We start from the raw sequence: 13,361 nt of genomic DNA, 5'->3' as shown, positions 1-13,361 counted from the left end.
GCTTGGGTCTGTTTTTCATTCCGCGAATGAGGCGAGATTCGCCAAGGAGGATTTCAATCCGATGTCGTGGTCTTCCGGACGAATGCCTTCGGGAACATTCTCGCAGACGATGGTCACTTCGGTGCCTTCCGGAACGGGAGACAAGCTCCACGTCATGATCATGTCTCCGGCGAATGCGGGATCGTTCGATTCGAACTGCACGAGCTGAACGATTCGCTCATCGGGAACCAGCTCGAGGAATTTGCCCTCGACAACGTCGGTATCCTCGGACGTCTTGCCGGCCGTGGCATGGTCCGCGTTCAGGTAAGTCAGGGACATCCTGTAAGATCCGCCGCTTCGCGCGTCGAATGTTTCGATCTGTCCCTTCATTCCTTCCGGAGGCAGCCATTTGACCAAATCTTCCGGATTCACGAAGGCCTTGTAAATCGTTCGCGGCGTTGCCCGAATCACCCTTGACGCCGTATCGATTCTCTTTTCTCCGGACATTTGAACCACTCCTCATTCCTCCTTTTGTAATCGGAGCTCCGAGCCTGTTCGAACGCAATCGGGTCATTCCGCAAATCGTTTCAATCCTGCTATTAACATGATCCATAATAAAATATTCGACGGGGAGCCGTTCCAACGAGTCGTCGTACAGGAGGATGCGCGGAACGGAAAACGTCGGGTCCGCGGCCGACAACCGTCTCATCGCCGATACTTCGGTCCTCATCAGATCGACTTCGCAGCGCATGAACCCGATCGAAGCCGGCGGCCGCGCCTTCAACACGACTTGCCTTCCGTCTTCCAGCCGGATCCCGTACGCGCTGTTCGCCCAGCCCCGGGTGAATTCCCGGAATTCCCGAATCTTAGAGCCGTTTCCGTCGCCGAATGACCGCGAACCGGGAAATCTCCATCCAATCCGGCCTCCAGCGCCGAAATATGCGATTGGAACGGAAAACCTCCCTATATCTCCGTTCCCGGACGAGAATAGGCGCGATCCGATCGAATGAAAAGGAGATTTTCCGGTTCATTGGGCCCAAACGGTCATTCTATGCATGATAAAAGGAGAATTTCCTGTTCGAGCCGCATGAGCCGAACCTTTCTAGTTGTCCACTCCATTGTATCATTCAGGCAAGCGCTCGCAACACCATCGGACCGTCTTGCAAAAAAACTTCCCGCACCTCCAGGGCGCTTGCTGCCGAAGCAGTACGTCCTGGTGCGGGAAGCCCTATTTAACCGATCAGCGCCAGATGGATCCGGGCGCCCGGATGATTCGCGTCCATCGCCAGCACCTGCCGCAGCTCCTCGGCCGCTTCGTCATCGCGGCCGAGGCCGAGCAGGCCGAGACCGCGCATGTACCGGCAATGAATCCGGTTCCGGCGGTTCAAGTCGTCCTCGAACACGAGGAAGTCCGGCAGCGAGACGGCGAAGTAATCGAACTTTACGTCGTCGTTCAAGTGCTTTTCGGCGTAGTCGATCAGCTTGTTGAACCGGCGCTTCGCTTCCTTTTCGACGCCGAGCTTGCTCCAGGCCAATCCTTGGTAGAAAATCATATCCGGCGGCTGGTCGTTATAGTACATCGCGCTGGCCGGCTCTTCCAGCCCTTGGGAGGCGGCCCGGAAGCTCTCTTCGGCTTCTTCTTTCCGTCCGAGCCCCTCATTGGCCAGCCCCAAGTAATAATAGACGTTGTTCTCCTGCGCGCCGGTCAGCTTGCCTTCTCCCAGGTTGTCCGGGTAGACCAGCGCAGCCTTCAGGCAGATGACCGCTTCTTCAAACCGCCGCTCGGCGATCGCCCGCTTCGCAGCCTCGACGTGCGACGTTACATGCTGTCCGGTCGCCTTGCCTTCGCCGCCTTCCCACGGATGGAACTTGCGGTGTGCGAGTGCGCTCATCGCTTCGTCATGACGGCCGAGCGCGTTCAGAAGCGTTACGAATTCAAGATACAGGTCGTCCCGCTTCCCGACGATCGGCTTGCGCGCCGATAACCGTTCGAAGCGTTTCTCCGGAGCCTCGCCCAGCTTCTTATAAAGCTGATCCAGCTCGTACAGGACGCGCGCGTCCTCTTCGCAGAGGGAATAAGCTCTCTCCAGCGAAGCCAGCGCCCGTTCGGGATCGCCCTGCTTGTTGTAATAAGCGAGCGCCAGATTGCGATGAACGGTCGGGAAGGCGTCGTTCGCCGCTCGGGACGCTTCCCACGCCGCAATGGCCTCCTCGTGCCGCTTCTTGTCGTACATCCAGTTGCCGAGATAATAATTCGCCTTGTCGTCCGCGGCATCGGCGCGAATCGCGCTCTCCAGCACGAGCAGATCGAACAAGCTGTTCGGGAAGCAGTAGTCCGCCTTCGCCGCGCGGCCGGCGGCTCGGTAACGCGCCGCTTCCGCCGCGTCTCCGCAGCGCTCGTGCAGGTAGCCGAGCGTGTAGAGAACCATCGGATAAGCTTCTGCGGATGCGTCCGGCACGATCCGGTTCAGCACCTCGATCGCTTCCCGGAACAAGCCGGCGAACGCGTAGTCGGCCGCCAGATTCAAATAGTTGTGCGCGTCTCCGTGCATCAGGCGGTTCAGCTCCGCGAGCACAGCCGAGGCTCCCGAGGCGTCCCCGGATACCCGGCAAGCGAGAACCCGCTCGTTGGCCGAGCCGAAATCCGCCACGTCGATCGCCAGCGTCTCGGCCGCATAATCGGAAGCGTCCTGAAAGCGGCCCAGCTTGCGCAGCAGCGCCGCTTTCAGGTGACGCGCCTTATAATTGCGCGCATTGCGGACGAGCGCGCGCTCGATCAGTTCGAAAGCTTCTTCATAGGAGCCATGCGCCGCCGCGATCTGGGCCAGCGTGAAGTATCCGGCGTCCTGCCAAGCGGCCGACCAAGTCGACTTATACAGGGCGGCGAACGCTTCCTCGTCCTTTCCTTGCAGCTTCAGCGCAAAGCCGAGCTGATAAAGCGCTTCGCTGTCGTACGGGTTCGGATTGCGCCAGGTGAGCGACTTCACCGCTCGGCGGAAGTGCTCCTCGGCCATGCCGAACTGACCTCTTCGCAGCAGCAGCGTGCCGTACGCGACGTTGATGCGGATATCGCTCGGATCGCGTCTCAGCCCTTCGAGGTAATAAGCCTCCGGCTCGAACGTCGCATGGCGGTACTGCTCCAGATGCAGTCCGGCCAGATAAAGCTGCTCGTTCGTCCGCAGCTCCTGCGGTTCCGGCAGCGGCTTCGCCGCTTCCGGCACCTCCTCGATCGACGGCGCGGCGGGACGATAGCTGACGAGCAGCTTCCCGTCGGCGGTCCGAACCGTTACGGTCAGATCATGCGCCCGATCGTCTTCATCGAGCGTGACGACCGACTTGAAGGTCGATACCGGGGACAGCGTTACGCTCTCGTTCACGTAAACCCGCTTCCTGCCCTTCAGTTCCACGGTCGCCCCTTCGAACGCCGAAGTCGCGTAAGCCTGTACGGTCGCTTCCCGCGTCCGGTCGTCGACTTCCAGATTGACGGCCGCGTCGATGGAGGCGTTTTTGACGACGCCGATGTTCTTGTACGGCATGAAATACTGGGTGAACGACTTCTCCTCGTAAGGAGCGAGCCATGTGAAGTCCGGCTGGTTGTCCGTGTAGACGCCGGTCATCAGCTCGATGTAAGGTCCGTCCTCGTCCGTCAGGTTGCGGTCCCAAGCCTGCCCGAATTCTCCGTTGCCCCAGGTCCATTGCTTTTTGCCCGGCGAGACGTGATGGTTGGCAACGTGCAGCAAGCCCGCCTGCACGTTGTGGTCGTAGCCTCCGACGAAATTGTAGTCGGATTTGTAGGCCATATAAGACGTCGGCACCGGAATGTTGCGGTAGCGCGAGATGTCGACGCCTGCGGAGTAGTCCATCTTGTAATACGTGCCGGTCGCGATCGGGAACCGCGAGACGTCTCGCTTGCCATGGTCGAAGACGGCGGTGACGTCCGGCGGGAAAACCGACTGCGTATGATCGTTCACCGCGACGGCCGGGTTCGCCCACCAAAGGAACGTCTGCGGCTCGGGCGTGCGGTTGTAGAGCTGGGCCGAGATTTCGAGGTACGCTTTTCCCGGATGCAGGCTGAAGCCCGCCGTCACCTTCGTTCCGTACATGCGGTCGATCTCGCTCACCCATACGGTGGCGCTGCCGTCTTCGCGCTCTTCGAGCTTGTACTCGACCGGCCCGTACGTGTTCGGACGGTGATGCTGCGGCCAGTTGAACTCGATGCCGCCGGAGATCCACGGCCCTGCGAGTCCGACCAGCGCCGGCTTGATGACCCGGTTGTAGTAGACGAAGTCGTATTGGTTCGTCTTGTCCAGCGCCCGGTAGATGCGCCCGCCGAGCTCCGGCATGATCTCGATGCGAACGTACTCGTTCTCCAGGATGGCGAGCCGATAAGTCTGCGGCTTCTTCTCGTCTTCGATCTTGTCGATGACCGGGTGCGGATAAACCCTCCCCGAGCTTCCTTGGTACACCCGCTTCTCCAAAAACATCGGGTTGCGGTCGGGGGCGCCGGTGCCGTAAGTCGGAATGGACACGTCCTCTTCCCAGATCCGGACCGCCTTCTCCGAAGCCTGTCGATGCATCATAATCCCTCCTCCGTCTGATTAGTTTAATCGTACGCCATGACCTGCCTCGCGCCAATTGACGGAATTCGGATTATGATGGACAATAGTCTGATGGAACCCCCAAAAGTGACGTGATGCTTCGTAGGCGATTCCAGGTACTTTTGGGGGAGCCCCCTGAATAAACCCCCAAAAGTGACGTGATGCTTCGCAGCTTATTCCGGGTACTTTTGGGGGAGCGCCCGATAAATTAACCCCCAAAAGTGACGTGATGCTTTGTAGCCGATTCCAGGTACTTTTGGGGGAGCCCCCGGGAACAGAGCCCCTGAGAACATGCCCCCGGAACAAGTCCCGGGGTAAGGCCAACAAGATGGAGGTGGACAACTTGGAAGAGATTCAGAAGCCCGAAGGCTTTCCCGAACAGAAGCTGTTCGTGCTGCCGGAATATTTGAACGCCGAGCTGGCGTCGTTCGAGCTCACCAGAGGTTTCTATGTCAGCGACATCGGCTACTTCCCGCATGCCCGCCATCATTATCGGGAGCGGCCGGCGGGCTGCGATTCGCATATCGTCATTTATTGCGCGGACGGGTCGGGCTGGGTGGAGCTGGAGGGCAGATCGTTCCCGCTGACCGGGCGTCAGCTGGCTGTCGTTCCGGCGGGCGTACCGCATCGGTACGGCGCCTCCGCCGAGTCTCCATGGAGTATATACTGGTTTCACCTGCGGGGAGATCAGACCGCTTCCTTTCTGCGCCTCTATGGCTTGGGCGGACAGCCTGCGGTCGTTCCGGCGGCGCTGCAGACTCTTTTCCTGGAATCGTTCGAGCGCTGCTACGGGCTGATCGCGGACAAGCCTTATTCGCTGCCGGTCCAGGTCCAGATCTCCCGGACGCTCGGCCAGCTGCTGGGCGCGATCGGTCTCGGAACCGACGGCTCGAACCGCCGGCGCAAACGCGACGAGGACCTGGAACGGGCGATCCGCTATATGAACGACCGGCTGCATTCGTCGGTCAAGCTGGCGGAGCTTGCCGCCCACACGGGCCTTTCCAGGCAGCATCTGATTTACTTGTTCAAGCAGGAGACGGGCTTCCCTCCGGTCGATTACTATTTGCGTCTCAAAATGCAAAAAGCCGGCCAGCTGCTCAGCCTGACCGGCATGTCCGTGAAGGAGATCGCCTCCGAGGTCGGAATAAGCGATCCGTATTACTTTTCGCGCATGTTCAAGAAGCTGATGGGCGTGTCCCCCACCGAATACCGCAGCGTTCCGAAAGGGTAACGCCGGGCTCGGCGGAGCTACACTCCCGATCGATCCGCAACCTTTTTCCAAAAACAGCCGTCAGAAGGCAAAAAGAGTCAAAGGGGTTGAGCGGATGAGTCGAAGATTATGGGCGGCACTGCTCGCGCTAGGCTGCGCCGCGGCTCTCGCCGGATGTGCCGCCGGCTCCAAAGCCGAAGTCACGCGCCCGATCGGCGGGTACTATCCGGCACAAATCCAGGATGCGAACCGGGTGGAGCTGTTGAGCGCGGACGGAAATCGGGTCACGGTTACCGACAGCGGGGACATCGCGCGGAGGCTCGGGACGATCGGCCGCATCATGGCGACGACGGACTCGGATCCTAAGGATCATAGCGGCTCTTTGTATTCGGCAACGGTCTATGCGGGAGACTCCCGCCTCTTCGGCCTTACGCCCACCCGGGTCGGCACGACGCCGATCAAGGCGAATGACTCGCTAGCCGAAGCGTTGGACGGCTGGTTCCGCGATTACGCTCAGCCCGACAAGCTCGCAGTGAAACGATTGGACCCCCTGCATCAGACAGAGCTCGGATTCGAAAAAACCATAGACGATAAGGGCAAAGTTCAGGAGATCTACGGCAAGCTTTCGGACCTGCCTCCTTTTCCCCGACAACCCATTTCATGCCCTGCCGATAACGGAGTGCAGTATGAGCTTGATTTTCGATATGGAACCACTACGGTTTCCTCGGCGTTGGTAAGCGCAACGGGATGCCGACAAGTCCAAATTAAGGATCAAAGGTATTGGGCTATGGAGCCCAAAGGGAACGGATTCCGAAGCTTGCTTGAAAAAGCGCTTGGGCTCAGCGAATCCCAATTTCGCGTTGATTTTGCTTCCCGCTGATAGTGAAAAGCCCGGAATCCGATTGGAAACGGATTCCGGGCTTTCGGTTGTTCGCTGGGACCGTTACGTCAGTGCTTCGGCAGGCCGTTCGCTTCGCGGATCAGCGCGAAGAAGGGATCGGCGAGCACGGCTTGATAATCCGAATCGAGCGAGTCGTTCAGCGCGAGCACGTCCGTCGGCGTCATGTTCCAGGCCGATACGGAGATGGACACGAACTGCGGGGACTTCCCGTCCCATTTGGACTTGATGTCGGACAGAAGCTTTTGCCCGTCCGCGACGGTGCTGATTCCTCTCATCGTCGTGACCGGCAGGCCGTCCTGGATCTCGACCTCGTTCGAATTGTTATAGGCGAGAAGCACGCCCGGGACGCGATATTGGTCGCGGTAAGCGGCGGCGGCCGAGTCGCTGAGCGGCACGTCCTGGCTGCTGATCCGGTTCAGCACGAACGGGATCGTCATGCCGGTCTTTTTCAGATACGAATAGGTCGATTTCAGGAAATTCGCGAACGAGTTTTCCGGCCAGACGTTCGGATAGAAGTAACCGGCGCCGGACGGCCCTGCGACGAGCTGGTCGTTAGCCGTCGCGGTATCGAGATAGTGGTTCAGAATGGCGGGAGCGGCATCGTACAGAAGCGGACTCGACGTCCAGTTGATCGGCACTTTGCCGCGGTTCGGATCCTCCCACAGATTGCGCATATGGTGCTCGTTGTACTGGAGGTTGTCGCCTTCGCCGAACGTGTACGTCACGTAAATTTTGTTCTCGAGCTGCGGCGCTTTGACCGGTTTCGGATCGGCCTGTTTCGCTTTCGTGCCCGAGAAGACGGTCATGTTGCTGAACCAGTCCGAAGCCAGCACGTATACGCCGTGCCTCGAGGTCAGCTCGACGCCGCTGAATTCGCCCGAGACGTCGTCGCTGAACCAGCCCAGATAAGGCGTTCCCGGCTCAACGTCCGACAGGATTTTCTCGAAGAGCGCCTGCTCGCCCGGATCGCTCGTGCCGAGCCAGAACACCATCGCCTTGTTCGCGACCGCATAGTCGCGAAGGTAGCCGTACGGCTCCTTCGCATCGGAAGAGAGCGGCTGAACGTTGCTCGCGGATACGAGGAACTGGTTCCACATGTCGACGGAAACGGTCAGCTGCTTCGTTCCGGCAGGCGGCGTGAATTTGTAAACGAAATACCGGCCGTTGTCGGCGAAGCGGTGACCCCCGCTGCCCGTGGAGATCTGCGAGTTGCCGCTGTCGAACAAGAACGGCTGTTCATCCGGGGTGCCCGGAAGGAAATGAGCGATTTCCCGGCCGTCCGCCTTGACCGTTACTTCATGCACGGCGGGTCCCCAGCCGTCCTGGGTGAAGGCGTCTTGGAACCGCAGGAAGACGGAATCCTTGCCGAGGAACTGGGACAGATCGAGATCGTACACCTTCCGGTTTTTGGCGTCTCGCTCCTGCGTCGTCTCTTGGGCGATCGTCTGGAAGGAAGCGAAGTTGTCGGACGGAAGCCGAATGGACGTGTCGGGACTGAGACCGATCAGCATCCGGTGAGTGGTCTGGCTCCACAGATTGTCATATTCCCAGGAATAAGCGTCCAGCCGATCCTTGAAACGGCCCTGCAGATCGTCGAGCACCGGCAGGCTGTAGGGTGCGGCCGTCAGCTTCTGCGCCAGCTCCGGGCTCGCAACGACGGCGTCCTTCAGACCGGCGAGCGTCGTCGCCACGTTGATCGAGTCCGGCAAATTCGGATCGTAAACGATGATGCCCTTCACTTCTTTTTTGAACGTGGATACGAGGTCCCAATAGTCGTCGTGCAAGGCGTACGGAATCTTCAAGTCGTTCAGCCAGGTGAGCTTGCCTTCTTCCTGGCTCTCGAGCAAGTAGACGCGAGGTTCCTTCCGGTTCACGATCCCCTGCAAGGTGGACAGCATCAGCTTGATATCCCCGGGCGCGTCATAAACGTCCGCGACTTCAAGCTTTTTGACCTTGGCGAAGCTCGGCAGCTCCTGATTCTGGGGCCAGGAGATGGAATTCGACTGCGGTTGCGCCGCCGGCTGCGCTGCCGGTTCGGCGGAGGCGGCGAGTGGCATTGCGAATAATAAGACGAGACTCATGGCCGCAAGCTTCTTTCGAATCACAACGGATCACCTCATCTTGAGAAATGGTGGAGCTTTCGTCCAAACCTTCCCCGGTTCACCTCCTCCGACAGCCGAGTCAAACAGCAAGCAATCGAGGATTACAAATCATATTTAATATGTTTTTCATTACAATTCAAGACATTCTACAAAAGTTCTCATAATACAACATAATTCGAGCAAATCATCGGGACTTACATCCTGCATTCCGGCCTATTTACAGCATCTTTTAGTGAGACGGAATCGACCGACTTCAACTCTTCTTCAGTATCATTAATTCATATTGTATATATCTAATCCTCCCCCTCCAAGTGCCGCCCGGCCAAAAAAATAGACCGTCGAAAACGACGGCCCGCTCTCATTCCCTTCCCGCGATCATCGCGGCTTGCCGTTTCCATAAAGTTCCACGGAACTCTATGCCATTTTCCGCGTCCCAATTTATAGATGCTAAGGAGGTATGCGACTTTGAAAAGCGTAACGTTGGTAAAAATAGCTTCGGCCGCGTCGCTGACCGCGCTGCTGCTTCACGTGAACCCGGCAGCGGCCGCGTCGAGCCCGCCGCCCCCGGTTTACCTGGACGGGAAGCTCCTTCCCCTGCCGGTCGACCCCGTGATCGTCAGCGGCCAAAGTCTGGTCCCCATGCGGGCGATCCTGGAATCGGAAGGCGCCAAGGTGTCATGGGATGCAGGGACGAAAACGGTAACCGCAACGAAGAATGACGTTGAACTTACATACCGGATAGGAAGCGATGTCGCTTACGAGGATGGCCGGCAGCTGGCCCTGTCGACCCCGGGTCAAACCGTGAACGGAACGACGATGGTACCGCTGCGCTTCTTTAGCGAATCGCTCGGCAATGTCGTCAAATGGCATTCGTATTCGCGAACGATCTCGATCTCGTCCGCCAAAACGTATGAGACGAATGTGGAATACGGCGCCAACCTTCGCAGCACGCCCGATTCGGCATCGGACTCCAACATCGTCCGCCTGCTGCCGACCGGCACGCACATCCACGTCATTCGCGAGATCGACGCCGATTGGCTCGAAGTACAAACGGAGAACGGCGAGATCGATTTTCTCTCCGCGAAGCCGAAGTATACCGATTACGGAAGCGCGTCCTTGACCGACAAGCAAGCCGACGAGCTGATCGCCGCCGGAAGCGAATATTTGGGAACGCCTTACGAATTCGGTGCCTCATCCGACCAGACCGACACGTTCGATTGCTCGTCGTTCGTCAAGCGCGTGTTCCAGCAGGCTTTATCCATCGACTTGCCTCGCGTCTCCTACGATCAAGCCAAAGTCGGGAAAGAAGTCTCGATCGACGACTTGCAGAAAGGAGATCTGCTGTTCTTCAGCGCCCGCGGACTGGATATCGGCCATGTGGCCATCTATGCGGGAGACGGCCAGCTTCTTCATACTTATTCGAAGACACTTGGCGTTCATTTCGAGAAATTCGACGGACAATGGAAAGACCGGTTCGTGACGGCGCGCAGAATTCTCTAAACGGGTCGCCCTATGAATTCAATTGAAGCGTCCGGTAATTCGTTTTGATATAGCGATAACCCGAGTAAAGGGTCAGGAACACGGCCATCCACATCAAGATTTGATCCACCGGAAAGTCCAGCAGCAGCGTAAAAGGGTAGTTGCGGAGTAAAATCGCCGTAATGGCGACGACCTGAAGCACCATTTTCAATTTGCCGAGCTTGTCCGCCGCCAATGCGATCCCCTGCGAAGAAGCGACGGATCGTATGGCGGTGACAAGGATCTCCCTTCCGATGATGACGATCACCGCCCAGCCGGATACCCTATGCAACAAAACAAGCATAATCAGAACGACGGAGATGAGCAAAGAAAGGGATCTTGTGAGCCAGCCAGTAAGGATTAGGCTGCAGAAGAAAGACCGGGAAAGGAATCAATAAAATTCGGATAACGGTAATTTTATTGGCCAGGTTCATACGCCTTCTCCTCCCACAATCTAGCTACCCGTACCAGTACCGAATCTTCAAATTCCATTTTGTAAAGATCGGGCTTCGTTGTTCGATCGAGGAATTCGAAGCCATAACCGGGATCGAAGTGATTCATCATCAAGGTCATTACGTTGCCGTGCGTTCCGATGGCCACTCTTTTCCCCGCGTATTTTTCCAAAATAGGCTTTAATGCGTCTAACGCCCTTCTTTGGCACGCCTTGTTCGACTCTCCACCCGGCAGAGCGGATTCAGGGTCTTGGAACAGCTCCCTGATGACATCCATAAACCGGTCGTCGCTTATTTTGTAGTCATCTCCGGAAAAATGACGTTCCCGTAAATCTTCGAAAAGCTCAACCTCGACGTTTAGATGATCGGCCAGCCCTTGAACGGTCATGACGGCTCGGGCATAGGGGCTTGAGACCACCGCATCGATTCCTTCCTTCTTGAGGATTTCCGTTACCTTCTCGACCTTCAACTTGCCTTGAGCCGTGAGCCCTCGCGTTCTTTCCGTCCCTTCCGAATAGGGCGATTCGGCGTGCCGAACCATATAGATAACGGTATTCATAGAGACCCTCCGTTTGCTTATCCGCCAAAAGCGATTCGATATCCGTCAGGGTCCTGAATCGTAAATTCGCTGAAGAAGTCGTTTAAATCAGGCCCATTCACGATTTCGATTCCCGCCTCCCGAAATTCTTCCAGCAACTTCCGGACATCGCCGTAGCAGAATGCATCAAAATACAATCCGCCTTCAACGGACGATGAGGGCCTGACCTCTTCCGGATTTGCGGCAGGATGCAGAATAAAGACGATCGAGTCTCGTGTCATATGGACATGCTGGACCGACGGTCCGCCGACAAGCTCATACTGAAATCCAAGCCGCTTATAAAACGCAACAGACTTTTCCAAATCCCGTACCAGCAATACCATGGAAGGTCCGGACAATACGGCGTTCGACATCTATATCCCTCGCTTCTCCTTTATTTAAAATTCTACGAACACCGGCGCTCCGTCGGACTTGAGACAAGCCTCGATCCGCTCCCGGAAATTTTGCCATGTGACCATCTGCAATGCCTGTTCAATGGGGAAAAAGCCCGATTCCAAACTCTCGTTCGTAGGGATCGGAGTCCCGCTCACGTATCTCGCCAGGAACAAGGTGTTGCATATCCCTTTTCCTATATTCTGATAGATCCCGCAGAAGCGAATGATCTCAATATCGACTCCCGCTTCTTCTTTCGTCTCCCGGATGGCCGCTTGCGTCAGCGACTCTCCTTCCTCCACCTGCCCGCCCGGCATCTCCCAGCCTCTTCGGGGTCCCTTGATAAGCAAAATTTCGTTCCGATCGTTCAAAACAATGGCGGCGGCCGATACGATATGCTTGGGCGGGTTCATTCGTTGCCTCCTATTGGCTTAATTTTTCGATAGCCTGCCGCTCGGTCGGCAAGAAAAAAAGATCGTTTCCCTTGTTGCACTCATAGATGAAATCCTTCAGGCTCTTGCTGGAATAGACGGAGAAGTCGCCGACAATCGCGACTTTCATCCGGTAATTGATGAATTTTTGGATGATCTCCCCTGCAAGTCCCGATCTCAGTTCAAAGAAGTCCTCATGAATGGCCGATTTATCCAAAACCATTCGATTGCTCCCGGATTGATGCCACACCGTAGCCATCAGATCCAGAGCGGACGGAACGTCGACGATCAGCATTTCGTCGCTGTCGATGAGAGCCAGTTCCACGCCGTTATGAATCTCGGTTCTAATGTTCATTATGCTTCCACCTCAAAAATAGAATCCGCAATCATCGGGAGATTGTCCCTGACGGATATGCCTCCCAATATTATAAATATTGGAAAGAGTGTACTCTTCTTCTTGGGGGCCGGTCAATAGGACATTTGCAAAAGTGAAACATTTTCCAGCTTCCTTACGTCTCTAGCTCCGAAGTCCAAAAAAAGAGAAAATAGGAGATGACTGTACCGCATGAAGAAACGTACCGCCACGTTGCTGTCGCTTACGATCGCCTTGGGAATCATGCTGAGCGCATGTTCCGGCCAGAACGGAGGGAATCATGTCACCCCGTCCGATAGTCCTTCGGGCTCGCCCGTCACATCCGAATCGACCGACTCATCATCCTCTCCAAGCGGCGATGCTTCCCAGCCGCCAAGCTCACCCGCTGCAGATACGCCTTCGAGCTCCGGGAACTCGTCGAGCGTCGACAGCGGCACGAGCGCCAGCGGCCAAGCGGATCCCGGCAATGCGTCCGGCGACGGCAGCCAAGCTGTTGCAGGCGAAGCACCCGGCGCCAGCGGCGCGGCCGATCCCGGCCAAAGCAAGAACGCCGGCGGACAAGCGGATGTAGCACCTGCGCCCAGCGAAAGCGGCGCGGCTGCCCCTGGCAATGCCCCCAATGCAGGCGGCGCGGCGGATTCCGGCAGCGCACCCGACGCAGGGGACGGCAGTGCGCCTGCGACAGCCCAAGTTTTGCCGGCGCCGCAGAGCATCAAAGTGAATCCGGCCGGACCGGGTGCGGTACAGAGCCAACCTATGCGAAAGTAAGGCCAGCGACAAACGACACCCGCCGGCGCTTTGGGCACCGGCGGGTGTTTGCCTTCTAC

General features: G+C 57.4%; 13 protein-coding genes. 4 read left to right on the top strand and 9 right to left on the bottom strand.

Annotated elements, in window-relative coordinates:
- Nucleotides 1-15: 15 nt before the first annotated feature.
- Both H7C18_RS22070 and H7C18_RS22065 read right to left on the bottom strand, forming a co-directional pair.
- Nucleotides 16-486, bottom strand: a complete 471-nt coding sequence (locus H7C18_RS22070) for an SRPBCC family protein (RefSeq protein ID WP_202887250.1) — start codon at nt 484-486, stop codon at nt 16-18.
- A gap of 725 nt (nt 487-1,211) precedes the next feature.
- The gene (locus H7C18_RS22065) at nt 1,212-4,556 is read right to left on the bottom strand and encodes a DUF5107 domain-containing protein (protein WP_185131399.1); all 3,345 of its coding nucleotides are present in this window, start codon (nt 4,554-4,556) and stop codon (nt 1,212-1,214) included.
- Nucleotides 4,557-4,920: 364 nt separating this feature from the next.
- Here H7C18_RS22065 and H7C18_RS22060 point away from each other — a divergent pair, with 364 nt between their 5' ends.
- Entirely contained in the window at nt 4,921-5,808 is an 888-nt protein-coding gene (locus tag H7C18_RS22060; RefSeq protein ID WP_238357875.1) for an AraC family transcriptional regulator, read from the top strand.
- A 94-nt stretch (nt 5,809-5,902) separates the two neighbouring features.
- A complete protein-coding gene (locus H7C18_RS22055; protein ID WP_185131271.1) occupies nt 5,903-6,667 on the top strand; it encodes a hypothetical protein in 765 nt (254 codons plus the stop codon).
- 68 nt (nt 6,668-6,735) lie between these two features.
- Here H7C18_RS22055 and H7C18_RS22050 read toward each other — a convergent pair whose 3' ends face one another.
- Complete coding sequence (locus H7C18_RS22050; RefSeq protein ID WP_337913882.1) at nt 6,736-8,793, bottom strand: GxGYxYP domain-containing protein; 2,058 nt, start codon at nt 8,791-8,793, stop codon at nt 6,736-6,738.
- A gap of 462 nt (nt 8,794-9,255) precedes the next feature.
- Between H7C18_RS22050 and H7C18_RS22045 the strand changes: the two genes are divergently transcribed.
- Nucleotides 9,256-10,290 (top strand): stalk domain-containing protein, encoded by a 1,035-nt coding sequence (locus H7C18_RS22045; protein WP_238357874.1) that lies wholly within the window; start codon nt 9,256-9,258, stop codon nt 10,288-10,290.
- Nucleotides 10,291-10,300: 10 nt separating this feature from the next.
- Here H7C18_RS22045 and H7C18_RS36205 read toward each other — a convergent pair whose 3' ends face one another.
- Genes H7C18_RS36205 through H7C18_RS22020 form a run of 6 tightly spaced genes read right to left on the bottom strand, consistent with a single transcriptional unit; the run spans nt 10,301 to nt 12,516 of the window.
- Complete coding sequence (locus H7C18_RS36205; protein ID WP_238357873.1) at nt 10,301-10,576, bottom strand: CDP-alcohol phosphatidyltransferase family protein; 276 nt, start codon at nt 10,574-10,576, stop codon at nt 10,301-10,303.
- A 16-nt stretch (nt 10,577-10,592) separates the two neighbouring features.
- Nucleotides 10,593-10,742, bottom strand: a complete 150-nt coding sequence (locus H7C18_RS36200; RefSeq protein WP_238357872.1) for a CDP-alcohol phosphatidyltransferase family protein — start codon at nt 10,740-10,742, stop codon at nt 10,593-10,595.
- Entirely contained in the window at nt 10,726-11,319 is a 594-nt protein-coding gene (locus H7C18_RS22035) for a histidine phosphatase family protein (RefSeq protein WP_185131269.1), read from the bottom strand. The genes H7C18_RS36200 and H7C18_RS22035 overlap by 17 nt, the downstream gene beginning before the upstream one ends.
- 17 nt (nt 11,320-11,336) lie before the next feature.
- Nucleotides 11,337-11,711: a VOC family protein gene (locus H7C18_RS22030; protein WP_185131268.1), complete on the bottom strand. Its 375-nt coding sequence runs from the start codon at nt 11,709-11,711 to the stop codon at nt 11,337-11,339.
- Between the two features lie 24 nt (nt 11,712-11,735).
- A complete protein-coding gene (locus H7C18_RS22025) occupies nt 11,736-12,143 on the bottom strand; it encodes an NUDIX hydrolase (RefSeq protein ID WP_185131267.1) in 408 nt (135 codons plus the stop codon).
- A 10-nt stretch (nt 12,144-12,153) separates the two neighbouring features.
- Nucleotides 12,154-12,516 carry a DUF4180 domain-containing protein gene (locus tag H7C18_RS22020; protein ID WP_185131266.1) on the bottom strand — a complete coding sequence of 121 codons (363 nt, stop codon included), beginning with the start codon at nt 12,514-12,516 and terminating at the stop codon, nt 12,154-12,156.
- 210 nt (nt 12,517-12,726) lie between these two features.
- On the opposite strand from H7C18_RS22020, the gene H7C18_RS22015 reads away from it, so the two are divergent.
- Nucleotides 12,727-13,302, top strand: a complete 576-nt coding sequence (locus H7C18_RS22015) for a hypothetical protein (RefSeq protein ID WP_185131265.1) — start codon at nt 12,727-12,729, stop codon at nt 13,300-13,302.
- The last annotated feature ends 59 nt before the right edge of the window (nt 13,303-13,361 follow it).

The sequence above is a fragment of the Cohnella zeiphila genome (genome assembly GCF_014212055.1).
GTDB classification, from domain to species: domain Bacteria; phylum Bacillota; class Bacilli; order Paenibacillales; family Paenibacillaceae; genus Cohnella; species Cohnella zeiphila.
The sequence above is the reverse complement of the archived record's forward strand: the minus strand, read 5'-3'. Positions and strand labels throughout refer to the sequence as shown.

Coding starts and splice junctions, on each gene's coding strand:
- H7C18_RS22070 (WP_202887250.1), bottom strand. CDS start 486: ATGTCCGGAGAAAAGAGAATCGATACGGCGTCAAGGGTGATTCGGGCA.
- H7C18_RS22065 (WP_185131399.1), bottom strand. CDS start 4,556: ATGCATCGACAGGCTTCGGAGAAGGCGGTCCGGATCTGGGAAGAGGAC.
- H7C18_RS22055 (WP_185131271.1), top strand. CDS start 5,903: ATGAGTCGAAGATTATGGGCGGCACTGCTCGCGCTAGGCTGCGCCGCG.
- H7C18_RS36200 (WP_238357872.1), bottom strand. CDS start 10,742: ATGAACCTGGCCAATAAAATTACCGTTATCCGAATTTTATTGATTCCT.
- H7C18_RS22035 (WP_185131269.1), bottom strand. CDS start 11,319: ATGAATACCGTTATCTATATGGTTCGGCACGCCGAATCGCCCTATTCG.
- H7C18_RS22030 (WP_185131268.1), bottom strand. CDS start 11,711: ATGTCGAACGCCGTATTGTCCGGACCTTCCATGGTATTGCTGGTACGG.
- H7C18_RS22025 (WP_185131267.1), bottom strand. CDS start 12,143: ATGAACCCGCCCAAGCATATCGTATCGGCCGCCGCCATTGTTTTGAAC.
- H7C18_RS22020 (WP_185131266.1), bottom strand. CDS start 12,516: ATGAACATTAGAACCGAGATTCATAACGGCGTGGAACTGGCTCTCATC.
- H7C18_RS22015 (WP_185131265.1), top strand. CDS start 12,727: ATGAAGAAACGTACCGCCACGTTGCTGTCGCTTACGATCGCCTTGGGA.